We start from the raw sequence: 26844 nt of genomic DNA on the forward strand, positions 1-26844 counted from the left end.
AAATGCAGGACAATAATTACACGAAATTAAACAATGTCCGGGATAATGGGAGAATGCGGCACAGGTGTATGCACCCGTCCGCATCGTGTGCATCGCGGATCAAATGGGGATTTCGCGGGTGAATTTGGGGAATATCAAAGGGGTTTAAAAGATGGCACGGAATATTGATGGCAGTGTCGAAGGCGTTTCCAGTTCCGATCAGGGAACAGTGAAAACAATCGATGCCAGCGGACAGACGAAAATCGATCTGCCGGATTCCAGCTTCATCACGGATGTAACGATGACGCGCGACGGGCAAGACCTGACCCTGCGCAATGATGATGGCCAAACCATCACCATCGAAAATTATTTCAGCGCCGACACCGCCCCCGTGTTGAGCAGCCCGAATGGCGCCATCCTCAGCCCCGCGATGGTCAAATCTTTTGTTCACAGTGAAACCGCAGGACAATACGCGCAAATGGGCTCCGTCGATGACGTCAGCCCTGTTGGCGAAATCACCGAATTGAATGGCAACGCAACCGTTACCCGCGCCGATGGCACAACCGAAACCATCACGCTGGGAACGAAAGTTTTCCAGGGTGACGTGATTGAAACGCAGGGTGATGGTGCGGTCAATATCACCTTCATCGATGAAACCAGCTTCGCCGTATCCGAAAACGCCAAACTGGCGATTGACGAATATATTTTCGACCCGGCCAGTGGATCGGGGAAAACGGATTTCTCGGTTTTGAAAGGCGTGTTCGTGTTTACGTCCGGACTGATCGGACGTGAAGATCCGGATGACGTGACAATCGACACCCCTGTCGGGTCCATCGGTATTCGCGGCACAACCATCATGGGCGATATCGACCCCAGCGGTCAGAGCCAGATCACCGTGGTCGAAGGGGCCATCGTCGTGCGCACCGAAGCGGGTGAACGCACATTGGCCGAACAATTCGAAACCGTCACACTGACCGGACAGGACAGCGAACCCGCCTATCAAGGCACGCTGGATGCCAACCGCGTGACCGATGATTACGGTGCCGTAAAATCCGTATCCGGTACGTTGTTCAGCGCCTTTGGGACGGGTGATGCCCCATCCGCGGACACCGCAGGCGAGGCCCCGGCCGATGCCGCCGCACCGGACGCGTCCGAAACGACCGTTCCCGAGGGTGAAGATGACGGTGCCGCACAGGAAAGCACCCCGGCAGAGACAGCCCCGCAACAAGATGGCGCGTTGAACGTTGCCCCCAAGACAGACACAGCTCTGGTCGGTGATGATAGCATGACCGGCGGACTGGATAGCGGGTTTGACCGCGCCGCCGATACGGGCACCACACTGACCAACGCAACAGGAACAGTCGGCAACACCGTTGGGACGATTGTAAACACAACGGGCGGGATCTTGGGATCCACAACAACCAACACCGCGCCCGCCATCACAACACGACCAACGGACACAACCAGCCCGACCGATCCGTCTGTCCTGCCCAACACGGGCACGGATACGGGAACGGGTTCGGGCGGCGGGAGTGTGACAACACCGCCACCACCGACCTTGGCCCTGAACCTGAACATGCTTGGAAACCTGAGCGATATCAGTCTGTCCGGCGTTGTTGTCGGGACGGTGTCGACAACCGTGGCCTATACTGAAACATTGAACTTTGTTTTGAATTCCCCCTTAAGCGGCGGTGGGGATCCACTGTTCCAGCTGGTATCCACGGGTCCGGATTCAGCCAATATCGTTCTGACCCCCGCGGGGGCCCTGCATCTACTGGCCAACCAGACTTATAATCTGAGCGTGACCGTGACCGAGCCATCCTCTGGACGCACGGCATCCACGGCCAACACCGCCCCGGTTATGGATGAGGCCGATATTTCCCTGAACGATATTCTGGGGGCCGGGTCCACAGCCGATGGACGGTATATCCCGTCCATATCCGCGGGATCACACCACGCCCAAGCGGTGGCCGCCGTCGGCGATACGGATGGAAATGGCACCGCAAATTACATTTTTGCCAGCAACAATACGTTGTTCCTGGACGATAATGGCGGCAACATTTCACAATACAGCCTGTCAACACTGGGATTTGACAACACCGAGGGCCTGTCGATCAACGGGGTCGGTGACGTGGATGGCGACGGACTTTTGGATTATATCGTCGGTGGCCGAAACACATCCAGTGGCGAAGGCCGCGCCGTATTGATCAGCGGAAATGGCACCACATCCGGGGTCGATGGATCGTCAGGCGTAAGCCATTTTGGCCATGAAGCAATTGGTATTGGCGACATTAACGGCGATGGATATGCCGATGTGATGATCACCTCCCCCAGTGCATCCGTCTATGGTAAGGCCGGAATTTATCTGGGTGGCAGTGATTTCAGCAATATTTTGACAACCACGCCGGATTACGTGATCAACGGTCCGTCGACAAACAGCAATCTGGGCCGTGAAGCCGCCAGCCTGGGCGATTTGAATCAGGATGGATTTGACGATTTCGCTGTTACAGTACCGAAAACAGCCGGCGCCATGAACGGTGAAGTCTGGATTTATAACGGCGGCAACACATTAAACACGGCCACCCCGTTCAAAATCACCGGGTTGCAGACCGGATCCGACGGCGGATTGGGCCTGATCAATCTGGGCGACATGAACGGCGGGTATAAAAACGATTTCGCCATTTATGAAAGCGGAACCGACACAATTCACGTGGTCTTTGGTGAAGGAAAAACGTTCACCGCCGGTGGAACAACAACGATCAGTACCGTGTCTGATTTACGCATTACGGCCAGCGACGCCAATTCAAAAATTGAAGGCGGCGGCAGTGTTGGTGATTATAACGGTGATGGGCGCGATGACATGGCGGTTGCCGTTCGCACCGATTCCACGATGGATATTTACGTGGTTTACGGTCGCGCCGGTGTCGCAGGTTCGATTGATCTGGATAATTTGACATTGGAAAAACACCAATACGAACATATTCGCATCAATCTGGCCGACCCGGCTCTGGGACTGGGCAACCCCACGACCGACCCATTTGATGTTGAGATCACCGCGCTCGGCGACTTGAACGGCGACGGATATGATGATTTCGCCATTGGCACACCGGACAGCAATGGTGGTGATGGTGGATTATACCTGATGTACGGACAATCCGATGGCGGTTTGACGTCCACCGGGCAAGCCCTGGTCACCGGAACAAACGCAACGGCCACGGCCGCGGGTCAGGCCGTTGTTGGAACGAACGCCAATGACACGTTGTCGGATGGCGGGACATTTTCGAACGTTGCCATTAATGGCGGTGCCGGGAATGACGTGATCACCCTCTTCTCGGCCAACACGCGTCACGTTGATGGTGGGTCGGGATACGATCAGGTTAAACTGAACAGTTCCGGCTTGATCGACCTGAGCGGTGCCGATGGAGGGGCGAGCAGCAACAGCCTGATGAACGTCGAGGAAATCACCTTGATGCAGGCGTCCAGCACATTAAAGATGGACATGGCCGACATTTTCAAACTGTTGCAACAATCGGCCGATAACCAGCTTTATATCAACACCGAAGGAACATTGAGCGGATCCCTGCAATTATATGAAGGCGGCACGGTTGAATCCCTGACCAATGCCGGGTTCACGCAAACCGGAACATCCAGCGTTGGCGGAACCGATTACAATGTGTTTGAAATGGGTGGGTACCAATTATATGTCGACACAAACGTCGCTGTGACCGTCTAACGCCTATTTCGACGTCGCTTCAAAAACACCGTCCCAGCCATCGCCGGGGCGGTTGTTTTTTAAGGTCCGAATACGGGACAGGAATACATCATAATACCCGTTCATCTGCGCATTCGATGCCGACCGCGCCTGAACCAAGGCCTGTTCCGCACCGTCAAAATCCGCCGCCCGGTACAGATCAAGCATGGATTGATGCGCGACCATCCAAGCCATAAAATCTGGCGTCATGGCATAGGATTCATCACCGACCAACGTAAAGATGCGCACGGGTTCTGTTTTCCCCTTCACGCGCAGCAAGTCCAGTTCGACAAAAGCCAAAGGCCCCGCCGCATTCTTCGTACGCTCCGACACCAGAATTTGCACACCATAAGCCTTGGTCTGCCCTTCCAGCCGCGAGGCCAGGTTCACGGAATCGCCCAAAGCAGAATACGCAAAACGTTGTTTCGATCCCATATTGCCGACGGATGTCATGCCCGTATTGACGCCGATTCCCGCGCTCAAGACCAAGGGCTTTTGTCCATTTTGTGCGGCCCGTTCCGCCAATGCGGCATTGATCGGGGCCAGCGCGTCATTCATCTGCAACGCCGTCAGGCAGGCGCGGCGCGCATGGTCCGGGTCATCCAGCGGCGCGTTCCAGAACGCCATCATGGCGTCCCCCATATATTTGTCGATGGTGCCCCGATTTTCCATGACCAATGACGACATCGGCGTCAGGAAATCATTCATCAGCTGGATCAGCTCTTCCGGGCTCAACCGTTCGGAAATACTGGTGAAGCCGCGAATATCCGTAAACATGATGGACAGTTCACGCACTTCCCCGCCCAAACGCAGCTTGTCCGGGTCGTTGGTCAGCTCCTTCATATAGTCGGGCGAAATATACAGGCCAAACGCCTGACGAATCTGGCGGCGATCGGCCTCCATCCGGATATAGGCCAACAAGGCGGACGCCATAAAAATCACGCCCAGCGCCAGGGACGGATAAAACACATCAATCAACTGGCCATGATTCAGGAAGGCATACCACCCGCCATACACCCCACCCCCGACCAGCAGGGTCACCATCGCCGCCTGACCAAAGGCCCCGATAAACGGTGCCAAGCCGACGATCAATAACCCCGCGACCAGGATGGCCACAGCCTCCAGCCCCTCAACCTCGATTGAGCGGTGCAGGAATTTTTCCTGCAAAATCTGGTCAATAATATTCAGGTGAACCTCAACCCCCGGACGGAATACGTCCAATGGCGTGGCCCGGATATCTTTTAGTCCGATGGCGCTGGTTCCGATCAAAACGATTTTACTGCGGATCAGGGACGGATCGACCGTGCCATCCAGAACGCTGGCCGCCGACACATACCAATCGTCGCGCGACTTGGCGAAATAGGCGAGGAAATTGCCCTGTGCATCCGTGGGAATCAGAACCTTGTTTTTCAGGAAGCGTAGCCCCTCTACCCCGAAGCGGCTGGAATCCAGTTCCGCAAACCGCTCATCCGCCAATTCAATGGACAGGGCCTTTTCACCCAACAGATAACGCACAACCTCCAACGACAAGGACGGATAGAAGAAGGATATATCACCCCCATCCTTGCCCTGATCCTGCATCGCCACGACCATCGGCACGCGACGAATAACGCCATCGGTATCCGCCGTAACGAAGAAGCTGCCTTCGCCATAGGCCCCTTTGCTAATCACGGGTAAATTGACCGTGGCATTGTTCATGATACGGACGTAACGCTCAGCATTTTTCTGGCTGAAAAAGGCTTTTTGCATGGGCCGATTGCCGGTTTCTTCGGTGACGAAGGAAAATCCGGTAATGACATTGCCCGCCTTGGCGATGGCGTCCCCGAAAACCGTGTCGTTATCGGGCAATTTCTCAATCGCTGCGCGCAAATCACCGGCCCCGTCTTCCGTCGGTATATAAGAGAGCAGACGTTGCGGGCTGACCCGATCATGTTCAGGAAAAACGGTATCGAACGCGATGACCAACGCGCCCTGCTCATTCAATTTCTCAACCAACTGCGCCAGCACATCGCGCGGCCAGGGCCATTGCCCCAATTCAGGCCGCGCCATTGATGCTTCGTCAATATCGACAATCACCACATTATTGCCGGGATCGCGTGGCTTCAGAATATTGTAGTAATCAAAGGTAAAATGACGAATTTCCTGCCGCCAGCGGGCGTTGGAAAAACTCAACCCCACAGCCACCGCCACCAAAACCAGCAGCAGGCACAAATGGAACCAGCGATTGATGGCAAGGCGCATCATCAGCGATCAAATCTCTGTAAAGGCTTTATCTTTAGCCATGAGAACAGGCTTGGCCAGATACTCAAGAATGGTACGACGGCCCGTGATGACCTCAATCATCGCCACCATACCCGGCGTGATAGGCAACGGGTTTTCCGCCGTCCCCAGATAGTTTTTATCGGTCTGCACTTCGACTTCGAAAAATGTATTGCCTTCCTCATCGGCAATGCTGTTCGCACCGATCCGGACCAGTTTCCCATGAAGACTGCCATAACGCTGCGCGTTATAGGCGCTGATCTTCACTTTTACATCCTGCCCAACATCCAGAAACGCAATATCATTCGGCGATACGCGGGCGGTGATTTTCAATTCCGGTTCCGCCGGAACAATTTCCACCAATTGCTGGGCGGGCTGGATCACGCCGCCGATGGTTTTAATCGCAATGTTGTTGACCACACCATCAACGGGCGATTTGATTTCTGCGCGCGACACCCGATCGCCAATGGATTTCAAGCTTTCTTGTAAACGGGAAATTTCGGTTTCAACGGCGTTCATCTCGCTCAAGGCCTGGGACCGGAAACGATCCTGCTGGTCTTCGGCTTCTTTCTTTGCCGCGCTTAATTGCGCCTCCAACCCGGTCATTTTTTGACGGTTGGCGTTTAATTGCCCCTGAATATCATTCAATTCACGTTCCAGCCGAATTTGCTCCAACTTCGGCACGGCCTTTTGCTCGACCATTTTGCGGGTAATGGCCAATTCCTGATTCAACAACCCTGCGCTGGAGCTCAGACGATTGATTTGCGCCTTGGTTTCGGCGATCTCGGCATTGGCCTTTTCAATCTTGTCTTTGGTAATAGAAGTCGCATTGGCTAGTTCGCGCTGACGCGATTCATACAGCGCCTTTTCATTGGCCGCGATTTGCGGTGCATCCTTCACAATGTCGGCGGGCAGAGCCAACGCGGCCCCGGTTGATTCCGCTTCCAGCCGTGCGCGTTTGGCACGCAGAGTCAGGCTCTGCGCCTGTGCGCCGCCTTGTTCCGATGAATAAAACACGTCGGACAGACGCATCAGAACCTGATCCTTGGCCACGCGGTCGCCTTCACGGACCAAAAGGTCCTGTAAAATGCCGCCCTCCAGACTTTGCACAATCTGGATTTCGCTGGTCGGAACCACCTGCCCCTGACCGCGCACCAGCATGTCGACCTTGGAAAATCCGGCCCAGAGAAAGAACAGAACAATCAAACCGACAACGCTATACAACATAATGGCCGATGCACGGGCCGGACGCATGCGCGTTGCCGCTTCCAATTCGGACATATAATCAGTTTCGCGGATGGTCATGCCGATGCTCCAGTCTTCGGTGCGGAAACACCCTGCGCCAAGGCCTGGATCACCTTGTCACGCGGCCCGTCGATCAACACACGCCCTTGATCCATAACGATCAAACGATCCACCAGCGTCAGCAAATGTTGGCGGTGCGTGATCAGGATCAGCGTTTTTCCTTCGGATTGTCCGCGGATATGGCGAACGAAAGCTTCTTCGGCCTGCATGTCCATGGCGTTGGTCGGTTCATCACACACCATGATGGCGGGGCTGAGCAACATGGCGCGCGCCAGCGCAATCGCCTGACGCTGGCCACCGGACAGGCCCGCACCCTGTTCACCCACCGGCGCGTCATACCCCATGGGGTGACGTGACACAAATTCATGCACGCCTGATGCCATGGATGCAGCCAGAATTTCTTCCTCGGTCGCCTGCGGGCGGGCGATGGAGATATTTTCACGCACCGACCCGCGGAACAGAACGATGTCCTGCGCGATATAGGCAATGTTCCGGCGCAAATCCGCCGGATCAATCTGGCGGTAATCGGTATCATCGGCAAATAATGTGCCGGCCTTCGGTTCATACAATCCCGTAATCAACCGGGCAACCGTGCTTTTTCCCGACCCCACACGCCCGACAATACCAACCTTTTCGCCGTGTTCGATGGTGAAGGTCACATCGCGCAGAATATCGCGATCGGTATGCGGGTATGCAAAGGTTACGTTTTCAAATTTGATTTTTCCGTTCAACACCGGGCGATGCAGGAAATTTTTATGCGGCGGGCGTTCCACCGGATTGGCCATAAATTCATTCAGCGATTTCAGCGCACGCATCGTCTGGTGATACCGCGACATCAGCCCGGCAATCTGCCCGATCGGGGCGATGGCCCGCCCGCTCAGCAACACACAGGCAATCAGCGCACCCATGGTGATGGACTGGTCACGCACCAGATACATCCCCAGCAACACCGCCGCAATGCTGGCCGATTGTTGCAGGAAGGTGGCAATGTTGACGCCCATGGCGGAATAAAAACGCGATGTTTGTGCGTGTGCCGCGGCATCGGCCGCCATTTCGCCATAGCGGGCACGCAGACGACCATCGGCCCCAATCGCCTTGATGGTTTCCAGACCATGGATGGTTTCAACCAAAAGACCATGTTTGGATTCCGCCGTGTACATGGTTTTGCGCACCGCGGCCTGTAACGGAATTTGCACCATCCAGCCCACCGCCGCCGCCACCGCAATCAACGACCCCAACAACAATGCAATCGGACCACCCAGAACCCAGATGACCGCCAGAAACAGCAACGTAAACGGCAGATCAACCAATGTAGTCAGCGTCGCCGACGTCATAAATTCGCGAACGGAATCAAATTCGCGCAACATGTTGGCAAACGCCCCGCCCGACGGCGGACGGGCGGACAGTTTCATATCCAGCAATTGACCGTAAATGCGGCGCGCCGCCACGACGTCAATTTTACGTCCGGCGAAATCGATAAAATACCCGCGCAAGGTCCGCATCAGGAAATCGAAACCAAAAATGGTCAGTGCCCCAATCCCCAACACCCATCCAGTTTCAACCGCGGCATTCGGAATGACGCGGTCATACACCGTCATGATAAAAATCGGGCTGGTCAGCGCGAACATATTGATCATCACGGCGGCCAAGCCAACCTGCCCGTAAATGGCGCTGTTATTCAGGAACGGGCCCCAGAACCAGTGACGATCCGTATCTTGTAAATGCGGGGCCTGCGGATCATGAAATTCGGCGTTCGGGTGAATATAAATGGCATATCCACCGTAATTTTTGTCCAGCGCATCAATCGCCACATCTTTTTCCGCGCCGGTTTCGGGCAGGAATACGCGCGCCGTGTTTTTATCATTGTCAAGCGCCAGCAAGACACAGGCCCCGCCCCCCTGCATCACCAGAACGACAGGCAAGGCATAGGATGAAATATGCGTCACGGTCTTGCGTTTCACGATACTGGTTTTCAAACCAATACGGCCCGCAGCCTCGCAAAACAAATTCGGCCCCATGCCGCGTTCATCATACGGCATGCCGGCATGAAGAGCCTCGGCAGAACGTGCATGGCCGAAATGTCCGGTCAGAAAGACCAGACAATTCAAAAGCGGATCGACCGATTGCGCCGCGGAAATAACGGAAGATGGGGTTGACGGATCCACGGGTGCGTCATTCATGCGCCGCGCCCGCCGCCATTTTCGCGTCTTCTTTTGCTTCGTTCTGCGCATTTTCATAGGCAGACACGATGCTCATCACATCCTGCAAATGCCCCATATGGGCCAGAACCGCATATTGCGCGGCCAGATGACGGTAATCGGCATTCACAACACCCAGACGGGCATTAAAATTGTTGTTTTCCGCCTGCAACAGATTCAGCAACGTCACCTTTGCCGCTTCAAACTGCTTTTCATAGGTGGTCAACAAATCCTTGGTCACACCAACGCGGTCGCGCCCATTGTCCAGACGGTCTTTGGCGGCCTGCATTTCGGCATAGGATGTACGAATCTGGCGTTCAATGTTGCGGCTGATTTCATCGCGGCGGGCCTGGCTTTCGGCATAGCGGCTGGTCGCCTTGCGAATGCGGGCCAACTCTGCCCCACCGGTTGAAAATGTCCAATCCATCCGCACGACGGCCTTGGCGTCCACCACTTCACCGCCGATGATGTCGGCCTGATCTTTTTTCAGGTAAGACAGCTCACCACTGAAATCGGGGTACAGCGCCCCTTTTTCCGCATCGGCATCACGGGCGAAGGCTTCCTTCGTTTCATCCGCCACGCGCAGCGCCGGATGTTCCTGCAACGCCAGAATGACCGCCTCGTCCACATCCGCCAAAACGGTATCGGACGGCAAATCGGGGCGGATCAGCGGGTCGGTCGGCACCTGTCCCACCACTTCGCGATATTCGGCAACGGCCTTGGCAAATTCGCCTTCGATTTCGGATTGCGTACTGTCCAACTGGATTTGAATATCGTGCGCCTGCACGGCCATGGATTCATCGGCGGCACCCTGCTCCACCATGGAGTCAATGCGGGTGCGGTAATCGGCGATCAATTTATTGTGATCGGTGATCATGGCCACAGCTTCACGAGTTCGCAGCACATCGAGATAGGCGAGCACAACACGCAAGCCCAGATTTTCCCGCACATCGGCCACATTGCTTCCGGCGGACCGCACACGCGCATCGGCGGCACCGACACGATTGACTGTTTCCAATCCATCCCAGAGCGTCTGGCGCACGGCCACGCTGCCTTCATACAGCCATGAATACCCAGCCCCTCGCTCCACGGTCAGGCCGCGGCTGGTGCTGTTGTCGCCATAAATACGCCCCATGGACCCGCTGGCGTTCAATTCAGGGAAGTAACCGGAACGCTGTTCCTGTTTCTCCTCGGCATAATAATCCCGACTTTTCATCGCCGCCTGCACCGTGGGGTGCGCGTTCAGGGCCGATACCATGGCCTCCTGCAACGTCTCGGACTGTGCGGATGTGGCAAACCCAAAGGCCGAAGCCCCTGCAAGCACAGCAAACACCGCCGTGCGCGCCAACAAGGAGGCCCGCAGGGGGAAAGCCGGAAAAAATTTCAATGACATGGACATACAGGGGCGCGTTCGTTTTATAAGAACAAAGAATAGCCCCTTGAATCTAAACAAAAACGACGCAACAGGCAAGGCCGCAGAGCAACAGCAGACCAATTGCACCGCACGCGTGCAGCGCGTCATGAATACCAGCACGCAAACACCGCAATAACAGTGCATTCCATAGGGGCGCAGGCTTCACAAAAAGCACCATATCTGCCATGGTTTTACCGCGTGATGACGCGCAGAGAATCAGAAGAAAAATAAAATACCATAATGATTTTTCAGAACATCGATTCTTTTCAAGCCGATTTCTGGTCCCATGGCCAGATCTAATCACTGAATTTATCAGGGGATCTTACGACCGTGAGTCTGACCATCTTTATTCCCAAAGAAACCGCCCAGGCCGAGCGCCGCGTTGCCGCCACGCCGGACACCATCAAAAAACTGATCGCGCAAGGATGTGCCGTCCGCGTTGAAAAAGGGGCGGGTCTTGAATCCTCCATCCCTGATACGCTGTACACCGATGCGGGCGCGGCAATCATCGACACCGCCGCCGATGGCTTTGCCCAAGCCGATATCGTCCTGAAGGTTCAGGCCCCGACCATCGACGAAGCCGCCAAAATGAAAAAGGGCGCGTTGCTGGCCTGTATTATGGCCCCGTACCAGAACGCCGATCTGATCGCCGCGCTGGCCAAACAGGGCGTTGATGTTTTTTCGATGGAGCTGGTGCCGCGCATCACGCGGGCTCAGGCGATGGACGTTTTGTCGTCCCAATCCAACCTAGCGGGATACAAGGCCGTTTTGGACGCCACCGAACATTTCAACCGCGCCTTCCCCATGATGATGACCGCCGCGGGCACCGTGCCCCCGGCCCGCGTCTTTATTATGGGCGTTGGCGTTGCCGGGTTGCAGGCGATTGCGACCGCCAAACGTCTGGGTGCCATCGTATCCGCCACCGACGTGCGCGCAGCGACGAAGGAACAGGTCCAGTCCTTGGGCGCAACATTCGTGATGGTTGAGGATGAGGAATCCAAAGCCGCCGAAACCGCCGGCGGTTACGCCAAGGAAATGTCCGATGCATACAAGGCAAAACAAGCAGCCCTGATCGCCGAAACAATCGCGAAACAAGATATTGTGATTACCACCGCGCTGATCCCCGGACGCAAGGCCCCGACACTGGTCACCGCCGCCATGGTGAAAACCATGAAACCCGGATCGGTGATTGTTGATCTGGCCGTGGAGCAAGGCGGAAACTGCGAACTGTCGAAGGTCGGCGAAGTGGTTGATGTTGATGGCGTGAAAATTGTTGGTCACCGCAACGTGCCCAGCCGCCTGTCCGCCAACGCATCCGCCCTGTATTCCAAAAACCTGCTGAACCTTCTGGGTCTTGTTTTGAACAAAGACGGCGCGAAGGACATTCCGTGGGATGACGATATTATCAAGGGCGTGGCCCTGACCCGTGACGGTGCCTTGATCCACCCCCAATTTGGTGGCCCGCAAGCCGCACCGAAAGAACAACCGACAGAGAAGGCAGCCGCACAATGACCAGCGAATCCCAAACCGACATCAGCACCAGCGCCGTCGATCTGGCCAACGCCGCCCGTTCGCTGGCCGATCAGGCCGCCACACTGGCCATGCAGGCCGGGCAAACCATATCGGATAGCGGCGCGGCCCATGGCGGCGATGCGTTTCTGGTCACCGGGCTGACCGTGTTCGTTCTGGCCTGCTTCGTCGGGTATTACGTGGTGTGGAAGGTAACACCCGCCCTGCACTCCCCATTGATGGGTATTACGAATGCGATTTCATCGGTCATTATCGTTGGCGCATTGATCGCCGCGGGCCCGGCCGGTTTTTCATTTTCAAAAGTTCTTGGTTTTCTGGCCGTGATGCTGGCCTCCGTCAATATCTTTGGCGGCTTCATCATCACGCGGCGCATGCTGCATATGTTCAAGAAAAAGGGAGCATAAAAAAAATGAACATGAAACCGCACCCATCCAAACCGATGGATATCACAATTAAATATACCGGCCCCATCAATGGCTACGCCCTGTGGGAGAAGAAAAGCTCCCTCAGCAACGCCTTCAACTCCATCTCCGGCATTCTCGCCCGTCATGGCGCGACGATATACAAGGACAGCTGGTCCCTCCACGATCCGACTGCGGATGGATCTGTGCCGACCGCAAATGCTCGCGCCCTGTTGTTCGAACTGCGCCCGCTGGGCTTTATCGTCAAACGCGGCTGATACACAAAAAACATCCAGTTTTAGGAATAGATAAAAATGGCATCGCTTGCCCCCCTCTTCTACCTGATTGCGTCCGTCTGCTTCATCATGGCGCTGCGCGGATTGTCCAGCCCGGAAAGCGCACGCCGCGGCGTCGTTTACGGCATGGTGGGCATGGCGTTGGCCGTGGCCACCACATTGATGATGCCGGGCGTTGTATCCTATTTCTGGATTATCCCAGCCATCGTGATTGGCGGGTCGATCGGGACGGGCATTGCCCTGAAAATCCAGATGACGGCTTTGCCGCAATTGATGGCGGCGTTTCACTCGCTGGTCGGTCTGGCGGCTGTGTTCGTGGCCTCCGCCGCCTTCACAAATCCGGAAGCCTATAATATTGGCCAATCCGGCGCGATCCGCCTGAACAGCCTGATTGAAATGGCGCTGGGCACCGCGATTGGTGCGGTCACATTTACTGGGTCGATCATCGCCTGGGGCAAATTGCAGGGCACGATTTCCGGCAAGCCCCTGACCTTCCCCGGCCAGCATAAACTGAACGCCCTTCTGGGCTGCCTGCTGCTGTTCTTCCTGATCATGCTGTGCGTGACGCAAAGCAGTATCTGGTTCATTGCCATTGTTGCCCTTGCTCTGGCCCTGGGCGTTCTGATGATCGTTCCGATCGGCGGCGCGGATATGCCGGTGATTGTGTCGATGCTCAACTCCTACTCCGGCTGGGCCGCGGCGGGTATTGGCTTTACCCTGCACAATAACTTGCTGATCATCGTCGGCGCGCTGGTCGGGGCATCGGGTGCCATCCTGTCCTATATCATGTGCAAGGGGATGAACCGGTCCTTCCTGAACGTCCTGCTGGGCGGATTTGGCAATGATGCGTCGGCATCCGGCGGGCCGGCGGCTGATGCGGGTGATCGTCCGGTGAAAATCGGGTCCGCTGATGATGCCGCCTACATCATGAAAAACGCATCCAGCGTGATCGTGGTTCCGGGATACGGCATGGCCGTGGCCCAGGCCCAGCACGCTTTGCGCGAAATGGCCGACATTTTGAAGAAAGAAGGCGTCAGCGTTAAATACGCCATTCACCCCGTCGCGGGCCGCATGCCCGGCCACATGAACGTCCTGCTGGCCGAAGCCAACGTGCCGTATGACGAAGTGTTCGAGCTGGAAGACATCAACCGCGACTTCGCACAAACCGATGTCGTCTATGTCATCGGCGCCAACGACATCACCAACCCGGCGGCGAAAACCGACCCGACATCACCAATTTACGGCATGCCCATTCTGGACGTGGCGAAAGCAAAAACGGTTTTGTTCGTCAAACGCTCGTTGGGCTCGGGTTACGCCGGCGTGGACAACCCGATGTTCTATCAGGACAACACCATGATGTTGTTGGGCGATGCCAAAGCCATGACGGAAAGCATTGTCAAAGGCTTAGAACACTAACGCATTATAAAAAATCACAAAAATACACCAAATGGGGCGCAAAAATCACATTTTGCGCCCCATTTTTGCCCCTTTCGACCCCGAGAATGGGAACATAAGGTTTTCAACCGTCGGATCATCAATCGGAGTGGGATCAATGAAAAATATGAAATTATACGTTCTGGGTACTGTTCTGGTCAGCGCGCTGAGCGTGCCTGTTGCTGTGCGCGCCGAAGACGTTGCCGGTAAAGCCGCCAACGACGCGATGAAGCGCCCGCCCGCTGGCGAACGCATGATCGAAGCCCTGGATACGGACAAATCCGGCGATGTGTCGCTGGAAGAGTTTCAGGCCAAACACGCCGAACAATTCAAAACCATGGATGCCAACGCTGATGGCAAATTGACCAAGGATGAAATTGGCCAGGCCCACGAAGCCCACAAAGCCAAGATGAAAGAGCGCATGCAGGAAAAACACGAAAGAATGAAAGACAAGGCTGAAAAAGAAGCCGCCCCTGCGGAAGAGGCCCCGAAAGCCGAATAACGCATACACCGTTCCCCGCACGGACTTGTTTTGGGCCTTGTTCCTCCTCCCCCGTTGGTGGCCCTCTCACAAACAATCCGTGAACCCGAACCCCGGATCAGTGTCCCCCCTGATCCGGGGGTTTTTTATGTGCGCGTTGCAAGACAACGCTTTTTTATCGGCGCGTTGCGGAGCAACGCTGGGGGGCCTGATCCGGGGGGGGTATGCAGACTTCGCACCGCAAAACCCCGAAAACTTGACAATTCTATTGGTTTTCATAACAATGAAACCAAGTTTTAAGGCCTGCCCTGCTACAACAAGGGCATCACAAGAAAAACAGGCCATAAACAGGGATTAACCCGGACATACGCACCGGGTTCTGCGTGGGGAAAGCATATGCCGGCAATCCGGAGCCTAACCGACAGTTTTAATCGCGTCAGCATGCCGCCCACGGGTTGGCACGAGGCCATGTTCGTCAATGCGGACAACCAGCGCATACGGTATGCACAAATCCCGGCCCACACAGCCCCCGGTGAGTCACCACGCGGCACCATTGTTCTGACCCATGGCTATGGTGAATTTGCCGATCTGTATTACGAAGCCATCAAGGAATATCAGGCTCAGGGTTTCAATGTCTGGGCCATGGATTGGCAGGGCTTTGGCGGATCCGACCGTGACAATCCCAAGAAGCCCCATTTGGTCGACGCCCAGGGCATGAACCAACACGTCCGTGATCTGGATCAGTTTGTACGCACCGTCGTTCAGCACGATAAAAATACCCCCCTGATCATGTCGACCCACTCCATGGGTGGGCACCCCGGAATGTTGTATTTGCAACGCCATCCCGGCGTTTTCGATGCCGCGGTGATGAGCGCGCCAATGTTTGACATTCACCGTTTGGGGGCCGGCCCATGGGCGCGACCTTTGGTACACGCCATTTTTAATGCGGCATCCCATATCGGTTTACAAAATCGCCCCGTCCCAGCATTGGAAGGTGTTCTGGCCAAAGTCGGACAATGGCGTGAAGAAGATGGACGCCGCACCGTCGGCATGCACAATGTGCGCGAGGTCTGGAGCAACGCGGTTCGCGCCAGCGCCCCCGAACACAATATCGCCCGCCCCAGTTTTGGATGGATCAATTCCGTTTACGACACCGTGAATGAATTGAACGACCCCACCAATTTGCGCAAGGTCACCATTCCCGTTCTGATTGGCAGCGCCGGGCACGAAACATTGGTCGATAATGGTGCCCATGCCCGCGCGGTGGCGGCCCTGCCCAACGCAAAACACATTACACTGCCCACGGCGGGCCACAGCCTGTGGCTTCAGGATGAACCAAATTATACGCGCTGGGCGTCGGGCGTGAATGGCTTTCTGGAGGCGACGGTGAATGATTTTTACAGCCGCCGCAATGCACCAACGCCCGCCCCGCCACCCGACCCGGCCCAGATCGTGACGCGGAGCCCGCAACACGCCCCGTTTGCCGCATAAAAAGCCATAAAAAGCGGGAGGACACGGCCTTCCTCCTTGCATAAGGTACAGGGCCGATTTACCCTTCTGAGTTGCCACATTTTGGGCCTTAGCATCAGACCATGGACCGTAAAACAGATCATCCCGATCTTAACCCCCGCTTTCTGCAACCCGATGGGTGGCGGTGGCACAATTTTACCAATCCGCAGGGCCGTATCCTGCGTTTTGGTACAATCAGCCCGCGCGATAAGATTCCCGATGCTGTTGTGGTTTGCCTGCCGGGTCTGTCTGAATTTGGTGAAAAATATTTTGAATTGGCCCATGACATGCTGGACCGCAATCTGGCTTTCTGGATTTTGGACTGGCAGGGCCAGGGGAAATCCCACCGCCACCTGAACGACACCCATCGCCGTTATTCCACCGGATTTGATGATGATGTCGCCGATTTGCATTTCTTCCTGAACGAATACGTGAAACACGCCGCGGTTCAACCCGATGTCGGGCGGATTCCACTGGTCATGCTCGCCCATTCCATGGGGGGAAATATTGGCCTGCGTTATTTGTCGCATCATCAGGATATGTTTGCCTGCGCCGCGTTTTCGGCCCCCATGCTGGGTATTCAGGCTTTAAATATTCTGCCACACCGTGTGCGCCTGCTGTTGACCGGGATTTTTAATGAAATCGCCGGAACCCAGTATGTTTTCGGAGGAAAGGGGTGGTCGCCGGCCGAACGTGATGACCCAAAACGCAATATCTTTTCATCCCATCCCGGACGCGCCGCCATTCACAATGCGTGGAGCCGCTTTGACCCCGCTTTACAGGTCGGGAACGTCACGTTCCGCTGGTTGTACGAAGCCGTAAAATCCTGCGCACTTCTCGAACAGAAGCATATCCTGGAAGATATTCACACGCCCTGCTTCATGGCCTGTGCCGGAAATGAAAAATTGGTCGATAACCGCGCCACGCATAATGCAGCCACACGCATGCCCCATGCAAAGGTCATTGACCTGCAGGAATCCCTGCATGAAATCTTGATGGAGCGCGACCCGATCCGGAACGCGTTCTTGAACGGTTTTGATGAATTGTTACAACACAACAAAATACGCACGCAACGCACACCCTTTTAAAAACAAGAAGAACAATAAATGGAGTCAACCATGACCACCCCGATCGATCGAAAAGCCATGCGCGAAGTCCGACTGAGCGATCGCATTCTGTATGCACTGGAACTGGCGCTGGAACAGGAAGATGTGCAGGTGGCCGATATGCTGACCCGTGCATTGGAAATGTCGATGACACGCAACACCGGTGGTGGTGAATTCGTTGAACGCCGCGATTACCCGGCAGAGATCGAAGAAGCCATGCGCAAATTGCACGCATTGAAAGCCCGCAAGGGCGTTGCCGGGCACTAAGACTTACAGCCCCGCGATCAGCGCCGCCCACTCCGCTTCGGTCAAAACATTCACGCCCAATTCCCGGGCCTTGGCCAGTTTTGACCCGGCATCGTCACCCGCTACGACATAATCCGTCTTTTTTGAAACGGACCCGGCCACCTTGGCCCCCAGCGATTCCGCGCGGGCCTTGGCCTCGCCCCGCGTCATGGTGACCAGCGTGCCGGTAAACACAACGGTTTTCCCGGCCACGGGGCTATCCCCCACCTGCGGTGCGACATAGGGTTCGATGGTGAGTTGGGCCAGCAAATCATCAACGATAACGTGATTTTTCTGATCGTTGAAAAAGCGTATGAGATCTTCGGCTACGCTGGGTCCAACATCTTCCACGCGCAACAAATCCGCCACAGCATCAGACTCCGGATCATACGCCGCACGCATTGCGTCATACACCGCATCAAACGTGCCGTAATGTGCCGCCAGACGCTTGGCCGTCGCCTGCCCTATCTGACGAATGCCAAGGGCATAGATAAAACGATCCAGCGGAATGGTTCGACGCGCTTCAATCGCATCGAATAATTTCTTGGCCGATTGATCCCCCCACCCCATGCGGGCGCGGATGGGCGTCAGGCTACCGCGATCGCGGTCCTGCAAGGTGAAAATATCGGCTGGCGCTCGAACCAAACCATCATCCCAGAATTCACGAATGATTTTATCGCCCAGCCCTTCGATATCGAACGCATCGCGGGACACGAAATGTTTCAACCGCTCCACCGCCTGCGCCGGACAGATCATACCGCCCGTACAACGGCGGGCCACTTCCCCCTCAGGCCGCACGGCAGGTGAACCACAGGCCGGACAGATGTGCGGAAATTCATAAGGCGCGGCGTCTTTCGCGCGCTTGTCCATCACCACGCTGACCACTTGCGGAATCACATCGCCCGCGCGCTGGATCACCACATGGTCGCCAATACGCACATCCTTGCGCGCGATTTCGTCTTCGTTGTGCAATGTCGCGTTGGATACGACCACACCGCCAACGGTGACGGGCTCCAGTCGCGCCACGGGTGTTAATGTTCCCGTCCGGCCCACCTGAATATCAATGCCATGCACGATGGTGACGGCCTGTTCCGCCGGGAATTTATGCGCAATGGCCCAGCGCGGCGCGCGCGATACAAACCCAAGGCGGGATTGCAGATCAAGGCGGTCTACCTTGTACACCACCCCGTCAATATCGTAATCCAGGTCCGGGCGTAGGTTCATAACCTTGGTATAATATTCAAGGATCTGTTCGGTTGTTTCACACAATTGCGCGGGTTCGGCCTCGGCAAAGCCCATCTTCACCAGCGCCTTGCGAATGCCCCATTGCGTATCGGCAATTGGCGCAGAGATATCGCCCAGCGCATAGCCAAAGAACCGCAACGGTCGCGACGCGGTAATGGACGAATCCAGTTGCCGCACACTGCCCGCCGCCGCATTGCGCGGGTTGGCGAAGACGGGTTTTCCTTGTTCCTCCTGCCGCGTATTCAGCGCCATGAATTCATCACGGCGCATGTAAATTTCACCGCGCACTTCCAAAATATCGGGAACGGTGCCCTTTAAGTCCTGCGGCACATCGCGAATGGTGCGGACGTTTGCGGTAATGTCCTCGCCCTCGGTCCCATCGCCGCGCGTCGCCGCCTGGACCAAAACACCGTTTTCATAGCGCAGGGAACAGGACAACCCGTCAATTTTCGGCTCGGCCACGACGGCGATTGCATCATTGAAATTCAGGAATCGGCGCACGCGATCAATGAAATCGCTAACGTCCTGGTCTTCGAATGCGTTGCCCAGTGATAACATCGGGACCGTGTGGCGGATTTTTTTAAATCCGGCGGCCACCGGGGCACCGACCTTGTCCAGATCTTTCTTGGATGCAATTTCCGGGTATTGTACGGCAATGTCAAAAAACCGCTTCTTCATCCGGTCATATTCGGCATCGGATATTTCCGGCGTGTCCTTCTGGTGATAGGCAATGTCGTGCCGTTCCAGTTCCTTCACCAGTTTTTTATATTCCGCGACAATTTCGGGCGGGGTGTTGAATAAAGAATCGCCCAAACCCTACCCCGCCTTCGCTTCCAGCAATTTATCCGCCGCCGCGCGGGCTTCGGTGGTGATGGTGGCACCGGACAACATCCGCGCAATTTCCTCGCGGCGTTCGGCCAGTTCATCCAGCGGGATGATTTTCGTGGTCAAATCCGCCCCGCCCGATTTCATCACAATCAAATGATGGTTGGCGCGGGCCGCCACTTGCGGCGAATGGGTGACGACCAGAATTTGTTTTTGCCCCGACAAACGGGCCAGGCGTTCACCCACGGCATCCGCGGTTGAACCACCGATACCGGTATCCACCTCGTCAAAGATCAAGGTGTGGGCCGCACCCGTATCGGCCATCACAACCTTCAGCGCCAGCATAAAGCGTGCCATTTCACCGCCCGAGGCGATTTTGTTCAATGGCCCCGGATCAGCCCCCGGATTGGTGGCGACCAGGAACTGCACCCGGTCCATACCCGTCGGGCCCCACAATTGTTCATCATCCACCGCATCGACACGGGTGAAGAACCGCGCCTTGTCCAATTTCAGCGGCGGCAATTCGGCGGCGACCAGCGTATCCATTTTCTTCGCGGCTTTGGCACGGGCATCGGAAATTTTCTGCGCTGCTGTTTTATATTTGGCGCGCGCGGCATCCACCGCCTTCATCAGGTCGGCCAGAATATCATCGGTGCGATCCGCCAGACGTAATTTTTCGGCCATCTCCGCATGCAGGCGCGGCAGATCATCCGGGCGGCACCCGAACTTACGCGCCGCACCGCGCAGGGCGTAAAGGCGATCTTCCGCCGCTTCCAACGACATGTCGCCGTCGCTTAAAGACGATGTCATGGATTCAATATCGCGCACCGCATCCTGCAACGCGCTGGCGGCGTTATCCAAAGCGGCCAGAACAGGGTCGATCGATGCCGGAGCCTTGTCCCCAATCCGCGTCACAACACGGGCGGCGGCGGCGATGCGCATTTCGGCCCCGTCATCGGAGCTGATTGCCTGCCACGCTTCATCCAGGGCGCTTAAGACATGCGCCTTGTGCTTCATCGTTTCACGAATGGTCAGAAGGGCATCTTCCTCACCCTCTTCCGGGTTGAGTTTGTCCAGTTCGGCCACGGAATGGCGCAGATATTCTTCTTCGGCACGCGCTTTTTCCGCTTCGATCTGCGCGGTTTTCAACGCTGCACGGGCGTCCGACCATATATCCCAGAGTGATTTCAGAACCCGCACATCGTGATGCAACCCGGCATAATCATCCAGCAAATCACGGTGCGTGGTCGGGTCCAACAGGCCGTGCGTATCAAACTGACCATGGATTTCCACCAATTGGTCGCCCACCTGTTTCAACAGGCCGACGCCCACGGGCTGATCATTGATAAAGGCCCGGCTGCGCCCATCGGCGCCCAGCACACGGCGCAGGATCAACGTGTCATCCGCGGCAATGCCCTGTTCGTTCAACAGAGTCAGAACGGCATGCTTGGAATCAATGTGGAATTCGGCGGTGACGCTGGCTTGATCCTGCCCCTTGCGGACCAGACCGGAATCGCTGCGCGCACCCAGAGCCAGACCGAGCGAGTCGAGCAAAATGGATTTCCCCGCGCCCGTTTCACCGGTCAGCGCGCAAAAGCCATGGTCAAACCCGACCGTTAACTGGTCGATCAAAACAATATTGCGGATGGTCAGCGTGACGAGCATTCACCAACCCCAAACCCATCAATTCGGTTTAAACAGGGAATCGACCGTACGATCGACAAATCCGCGCTCGTCCATAATCTTCTGGCGCATCGCGGGGTCGAGCAATTCATACGTATCTTCGTACCATTGGCTGCCCGGATAGTTGTAACCGAGAACAGCGGCCACACGCGTGGCTTCATCCGTCAGGCCCAGCGTGATATAGGCTTCGACCAAGCGGTGCAGCGCCTCGGGCACATGGGTGGTGGTTTGGTAATCCCGCACAACAACACGGAACCGATTGATGGCGGCGTTGATTTCGCCGCGGGTCAGATAATAACGCCCGATTTCCATTTCCTTACCGGCCAAGTGATCCAGCGTCAGATCGCGTTTCAGGATGGCATCACGTGTGTAACGGCTGTCCGGGAAACGGCGGATCAACGTGTCAAAGGCCTTCAATGCCTCATCCGTCATATACTGGTCGCGGGCCACGTCACTGATTTGTTCATAGAAGCACAGGGATTTGAGATACAAGGCGTAATCAATGTCCTTGTGCCCCGGGTGCAGTTCAACGAACCGGTCCAGCGACAGGATGGCTTCGTCATACCGCATGCTTTCATACTGGGCATAAGCCGCCATCAATTCCGCGCGCACGGCCCATTCGGAATACGGGTGCTGGCGCTCAACTTCCTGGAACAGGCGGGTGGCTTCGCGGTAATTCTTGGCATCCATCGCGGCGGCGGCATTGGTGTACAATGTTTCCACCGGCGTATCGACTTCGGTCTTTGTGTCTTCCTTGTTGCCCGTGCTGGAGCACGCAGCCGTAGCCAGCAAAACCGGCACGCACAGAATGGGGAGAATTTTGTTCAAACGCTTCATGACACACCCGGTCAAAATCAACGGAAATCCATTGAAATTCATAGCCCGAAGCCCCCCGGATTGAAAGGGGGAACGGGGCAGAAAAGCCCCCTTGTCAACAGGTCGATTTTCAATAAAACCGGGTCCGGGTCCGGTGCGGCGGTGTGGCCATATAACGCGGGTCTTCAACCGAGCGGTGCCACAGCACATGGTCAATATCCATGACCCGCACACCCTTGATGGCGCAAATGCGCTCCACCGCCTCAACCGCGCAGGCGCGCAGCTCGATTTCCTCATCGCTGCCCGCGGGGATAAACACCCCGGCAGCTATCCGGGCGGCCAGATCGTCGGACAGGGTCAGCACCCCGTCGGTCACCAGCACATGGGGCACGGCATTGTCGGCAAACAGGGTCAGACGGTCCATATCCCCGAACAAGGGGCGGCCATGGCGGACAAAGGCCAGATGCAAATCCGCCGCCGCGATCTGGGCCCGTTTATACAACGGGATGGCTCGGCCATGGTAATTGTGAACATCCTGAAACCCCGGCAATTCGACCATACGGCACACCAGCCGCGCCGCGTGCCCATCGGCATCCTGCACCAGTTTCAGGAACGATCCATCAAAATGATCGCGGACAAAGGTCCCCAATTCGTTCAGGGCGGCGGCAAACAACACCGCCACCTCCGTCCCTACCGTGCGATGGGGGAGGCCGAACATGCGATGACAATCCAAAACACTTAAATTCGCCATGGTGGCCGCATCCATCGGCCCCTGGCTTTCGAAATGATATTTCAGCGCCGTGGACACGGTGTAGTAAATGGAATGGTCGCGCAGACGCCACCCCTCCTCCACCAACGCGGCTTCATACCCCGATCCGAAATTGATCGCCTCCAGCGCCATGATATAGGCGGCCAGAGATTCCAGATCGTTGCTGTCGTAATGGTGATCGAGATCGAGAACATTATTCGGCGCGCGCGGGGATAATGTTTGCGCGTAATCACGCAGGACCCAGTCATTGATTGTGACATGCTGGGCATGATCGGCAACGAAACGGCACCCCTCACGCACGCGGCCAAAAACATCGCAAGGCACACCCGGATTATTCAATACGCTCTGGTTCGTTTTTTTGCGAAAGGGCCACATACAGGTTCTACTTCGTATCGTATTGACGAAAACGCGATAAAAAACACGCCCCAAGCCCACCGTCAAGAGAGTCTTGAAGCATGTCGCATAACATCTTGTTTTTCATGGAAATCAAAGCCCGGCGCGATTGCGAAACGATCCGCACCGGAACATGTTTTTAAGATCAGGCAATCGCCACGGAACCAACACGCGCATCATCCGGAACGGCGGACAACACACCATCATTCATCGCATCATATTCGACGAACAAATCGACCGGAACCCAAGCCCCCGGCGTGGAAAACAGAACGTGCAGGATCTGATTGTTCAGGGCATGACCAGCCTTGAACCCGTCATATTCCCCGATGATCGGGCCACCGGCCAGATACAAATCGCCGATCGCGTCCAACAATTTGTGGCGGATGAATTCATCCACGAACCGCAGGCCACCATCATTCATAACGCCCGCGTCATTCAACACGATTGCGTTATCCAGCGAACCGCCGCGTGCCAAACCTGCTGCGCGCAGGGCCTCGACTTCCTGTACGAAGCCAAAGGTGCGGGCATCGGCAATGTCGTGACGGAAATTGCCGTTGACCAGACGCGTTTGGTACGTCTGGTGCCCGATGGACGGGTGGTTAAAATCAATGGCGCCGCCGAACACGGCCCCGTTGGACGGGCGCAGACGCACGACCTTGTCGCCGTCACGCACTTCGACTTCTTTCAATACGCGGATGGCGCGGCGCGGTGCTTCCTGCGCCTTAGTTCCGACGGAATCAATCAGGGCCACGAACGGTGCGGACGAACCATCCATCACCGGAATTTCCGGGCCGTTCAGTTCGATCAACGCGTTGTCCACGCCGCAACCGCGCAAAGCGGCCATCAAATGTTCGATTGTTCCAACGCTGGCGCCATTTTTATTGGCGACCACAGTGCACATGCGCGTATCGACCACATGATCCCAGCGGGCGGGAATGCGGTTATCACCGTTCGTCACATCGGTCCGAACAAACACAATGCCATGATCGGTCCCAGCCGGGTTGATCACCATGGTGACGTCGACCCCGGAATGAAGGCCCACACCAACGCATTGTACGGATGATTTTAAAGTCTGTTGCATACGCGCATTACACCACCGGAAGGCCCGGCCCATTGGAAAAGAGAGATCTCGTAGAGTGACTATATAAGACTCTGATTTTCCAAAACAAATCACGCTTTATTGCGGTTTGTTACAAACGCTAACGTCTTGATTTTAATGGATTAAACCCCAACCACCCTCCCAGCAAAAAAAGAGGGGGCTGGATAAACCAACCCCCTTGGAAGGAGAGGCCAACGCCCCTGATGAAATCAGGGATTAATTGGCCTGGCGACGCAAGAAAGCCGGAATATCCAGGTCTTCATCATTTTGCAGACCCGGCTTGGTGGCCACAGGCGCATCAATCGCCAGGGCTTGCTGAACCGGAGCATGGTGCCCGGCGCGCAGACCACCCGCATTATTGTGGCTTTCGCCAGCCTGCGGAGCGGCTTGTTCACGAACATCCAGCACGTCCTCTTCTTCGTGGCGGCGTGTAAACCGCTCGAAAATGGACGGCGTGCGTTTTTTCGGCTGGGCCGCCTGTTGCGTGGCCACAGATGGCGGACGCAGGGTCAGACCAGACGGTTGTACCGGGGCCTCGACCGTGCGGTGCATCGGTGCGGGGGCGCCATAGGACACAACATCCGGCTGGCGTTCCGGTTCAACGGCGCGCGGCGGGATAAAGGATTCACCGTAACGGCTACCACGCATCGAGTCTTGGGTCGGACGGGTTACCGGTTGCGGTGCGGCTTGTTGCTCATACTGATGATAGTACGATTGCTGGGCCTGAACTGTTTCTTGGACCTGAACCTGGGTTTGTTCCTGCACATAGGCTTGAACCGGGGCCACTTCGACGGCCTGCTGTTCAAACATATCCATTTCAACGGCCTGATCCATCTTGCGTACAGCGGAACCAACCATCGAACCGGATACCGCGGACGTTGCCGTCGTGCGCGCCGGAGCGGACACAGCCGCATGCGTCGTCGTCGGACGAACCGGCGCAGACGTTTGTGCCGGAGCCGTCAGCTTTGCAGCCGGAGCCACAACAGCATCCGCCGGACGGGCGGTGCGGTCAACGCGACGTTCAGCCTGTTGCGCACTGGTCAGCGCGTTCAGAACCGTGTTGGTTACGTTTTTTGGGCCACGTGATTTGGCAACAGCCTCAACATCGATACCCGTTGCGAAAACGGATACGCGCATCACGCCGTCCAATGTGCCATCGAACGTGGAACCGAAGATGATATTGGCATTCGGGTCAACTTCGTCACGGATGCGGTTACAGGCCTCGTCCACTTCGAACAGGGTCATGTCGTAACCGCCGGTCACGTTGATGATCACGCCATGGGCGCCCTTCATCGATACGTCGTCCAGCAACGGGTTGTTGATGGCGGCTTCGGCAGCTTCGACAGCACGGCGTTCGCCAGTGGCTTCGCCCGTGCCCATCATCGCCTTGCCCATTTCCATCATCGCGGTGCGGATGTCGGCAAAGTCCAGGTTGATCATACCCGGCATAACCATCAAATCGGTTACGCCACGTACACCGGATTGCAAAACACCGTCCGCCATTTTGAAGGCATCGGCAAAGGTGGTTTTTTCGTTCGCAACACGGAACAGATTCTGGTTCGGAATAACGATCAGCGTGTCGACATAATCCTGCATCTCGGCGATACCAGCCTCGGCCATCTTCATGCGCAGGGCGCCTTCGAAATGGAACGGCTTGGTCACAACACCGATGGTCAGAATACCCTTGTCGCGGCAGGCTTTGGCGATAACGGGTGCAGCGCCCGTCCCCGTGCCACCGCCCATACCGGCAGTGATAAAGGCCATGTTCGCACCATCAAGAAAGCGCAGAACATCATCCAGAGATTCTTCAGCAGCCGCGCCGCCGACTTCCGGTCGCGCACCCGCGCCCAGACCGCCGGTCACCGCCATACCCAACTGAACCTTGTTTTCACACAGGGACCCGTCGAGCGCTTGCGCATCTGTATTGCAGACCACGAACTCCACACCTTCCAGACCGGAGGTGATCATATTATTGACGGCATTGCCGCCCGCGCCGCCGACACCGACGACTGTAATTTTCGGAGACAATTTCTTAACCTCTTTATGCTGCATTCTTACATTGATCA

19 protein-coding genes are annotated in these 26844 nt (G+C 56.2%); 9 read left to right on the forward strand and 10 right to left on the reverse strand.

Going from position 1 to position 26844, the window contains the following annotated elements:
* Nucleotides 1-151 precede the first annotated feature (151 nt).
* Nucleotides 152-3712, forward strand: coding sequence for an FG-GAP-like repeat-containing protein (locus A11S_RS08565; RefSeq protein WP_015468115.1), 3561 nt, complete (start codon nucleotides 152-154; stop codon nucleotides 3710-3712).
* A 3-nt stretch (nucleotides 3713-3715) separates the two neighbouring features.
* On the opposite strand, the gene A11S_RS08570 is transcribed toward A11S_RS08565, so the two are convergent.
* From A11S_RS08570 to A11S_RS08585, 4 genes are read right to left on the reverse strand one after another with little or no spacing between them, the layout of a single operon-like run.
* Nucleotides 3716-5974 (reverse strand): CHASE2 domain-containing protein, encoded by a 2259-nt coding sequence (locus A11S_RS08570; RefSeq protein WP_015468116.1) that lies wholly within the window; start codon nucleotides 5972-5974, stop codon nucleotides 3716-3718.
* A gap of 6 nt (nucleotides 5975-5980) precedes the next feature.
* Entirely contained in the window at nucleotides 5981-7294 is a 1314-nt protein-coding gene (locus tag A11S_RS08575; RefSeq protein WP_015468117.1) for an HlyD family type I secretion periplasmic adaptor subunit, read from the reverse strand.
* Nucleotides 7291-9474 carry a type I secretion system permease/ATPase gene (locus tag A11S_RS08580; RefSeq protein ID WP_041802627.1) on the reverse strand — a complete coding sequence of 728 codons (2184 nt, stop codon included), beginning with the start codon at nucleotides 9472-9474 and terminating at the stop codon, nucleotides 7291-7293. Before A11S_RS08580 ends, A11S_RS08575 begins: the two co-directional genes overlap by 4 nt.
* Nucleotides 9467-10891 carry a TolC family protein gene (locus tag A11S_RS08585; RefSeq protein ID WP_015468119.1) on the reverse strand — a complete coding sequence of 475 codons (1425 nt, stop codon included), beginning with the start codon at nucleotides 10889-10891 and terminating at the stop codon, nucleotides 9467-9469. Before A11S_RS08585 ends, A11S_RS08580 begins: the two co-directional genes overlap by 8 nt.
* 351 nt (nucleotides 10892-11242) lie before the next feature.
* On the opposite strand from A11S_RS08585, the gene A11S_RS08590 reads away from it, so the two are divergent.
* From A11S_RS08590 to A11S_RS08625, 8 genes are all read left to right on the forward strand, one after another.
* Nucleotides 11243-12418 (forward strand): Re/Si-specific NAD(P)(+) transhydrogenase subunit alpha, encoded by a 1176-nt coding sequence (locus A11S_RS08590; protein WP_407716442.1) that lies wholly within the window; start codon nucleotides 11243-11245, stop codon nucleotides 12416-12418.
* A complete protein-coding gene (locus A11S_RS08595; RefSeq protein ID WP_015468121.1) occupies nucleotides 12415-12840 on the forward strand; it encodes an NAD(P) transhydrogenase subunit alpha in 426 nt (141 codons plus the stop codon). Before A11S_RS08590 ends, A11S_RS08595 begins: the two co-directional genes overlap by 4 nt.
* 5 nt (nucleotides 12841-12845) lie before the next feature.
* On the forward strand, nucleotides 12846-13115 hold the full coding sequence (locus A11S_RS08600) for a hypothetical protein (RefSeq protein WP_015468122.1): 270 nt from the start codon (nucleotides 12846-12848) through the stop codon (nucleotides 13113-13115).
* 36 nt (nucleotides 13116-13151) lie between these two features.
* Nucleotides 13152-14549: an NAD(P)(+) transhydrogenase (Re/Si-specific) subunit beta gene (locus tag A11S_RS08605; RefSeq protein ID WP_015468123.1), complete on the forward strand. Its 1398-nt coding sequence runs from the start codon at nucleotides 13152-13154 to the stop codon at nucleotides 14547-14549.
* 136 nt (nucleotides 14550-14685) lie between these two features.
* Complete coding sequence (locus A11S_RS08610; protein WP_015468124.1) at nucleotides 14686-15069, forward strand: penta-EF hand family protein; 384 nt, start codon at nucleotides 14686-14688, stop codon at nucleotides 15067-15069.
* A 375-nt stretch (nucleotides 15070-15444) separates the two neighbouring features.
* A complete protein-coding gene (locus tag A11S_RS08615; protein ID WP_041802630.1) occupies nucleotides 15445-16539 on the forward strand; it encodes an alpha/beta fold hydrolase in 1095 nt (364 codons plus the stop codon).
* A gap of 101 nt (nucleotides 16540-16640) precedes the next feature.
* Entirely contained in the window at nucleotides 16641-17645 is a 1005-nt protein-coding gene (locus A11S_RS08620) for an alpha/beta fold hydrolase (protein WP_015468126.1), read from the forward strand.
* 30 nt (nucleotides 17646-17675) lie between these two features.
* The gene (locus A11S_RS08625) at nucleotides 17676-17930 is read left to right on the forward strand and encodes a hypothetical protein (RefSeq protein ID WP_015468127.1); all 255 of its coding nucleotides are present in this window, start codon (nucleotides 17676-17678) and stop codon (nucleotides 17928-17930) included.
* A 3-nt stretch (nucleotides 17931-17933) separates the two neighbouring features.
* Here A11S_RS08625 and ligA read toward each other — a convergent pair whose 3' ends face one another.
* From ligA to ftsZ, 6 genes are all read right to left on the reverse strand, one after another.
* Entirely contained in the window at nucleotides 17934-20006 is a 2073-nt protein-coding gene (gene ligA / locus A11S_RS08630) for an NAD-dependent DNA ligase LigA (protein ID WP_015468128.1), read from the reverse strand.
* A gap of 3 nt (nucleotides 20007-20009) precedes the next feature.
* Complete coding sequence (recN, locus tag A11S_RS08635; RefSeq protein ID WP_015468129.1) at nucleotides 20010-21683, reverse strand: DNA repair protein RecN; 1674 nt, start codon at nucleotides 21681-21683, stop codon at nucleotides 20010-20012.
* Between the two features lie 18 nt (nucleotides 21684-21701).
* Nucleotides 21702-22580, reverse strand: a complete 879-nt coding sequence (locus tag A11S_RS08640; protein ID WP_015468130.1) for an outer membrane protein assembly factor BamD — start codon at nucleotides 22578-22580, stop codon at nucleotides 21702-21704.
* Nucleotides 22581-22647: 67 nt separating this feature from the next.
* Nucleotides 22648-23661: a queuosine salvage family protein gene (locus A11S_RS08645; protein WP_015468131.1), complete on the reverse strand. Its 1014-nt coding sequence runs from the start codon at nucleotides 23659-23661 to the stop codon at nucleotides 22648-22650.
* A 163-nt stretch (nucleotides 23662-23824) separates the two neighbouring features.
* A complete protein-coding gene (gene lpxC / locus A11S_RS08650) occupies nucleotides 23825-24760 on the reverse strand; it encodes a UDP-3-O-acyl-N-acetylglucosamine deacetylase (RefSeq protein ID WP_015468132.1) in 936 nt (311 codons plus the stop codon).
* Nucleotides 24761-24994: 234 nt separating this feature from the next.
* Entirely contained in the window at nucleotides 24995-26830 is a 1836-nt protein-coding gene (gene ftsZ, locus A11S_RS08655; RefSeq protein WP_015468133.1) for a cell division protein FtsZ, read from the reverse strand.
* Nucleotides 26831-26844: the final 14 nt, after the last annotated feature.

The sequence above is a fragment of the Micavibrio aeruginosavorus EPB genome, assembly GCF_000348745.1.
Classification (GTDB): domain Bacteria; phylum Pseudomonadota; class Alphaproteobacteria; order Micavibrionales; family Micavibrionaceae; genus Micavibrio; species Micavibrio aeruginosavorus_A.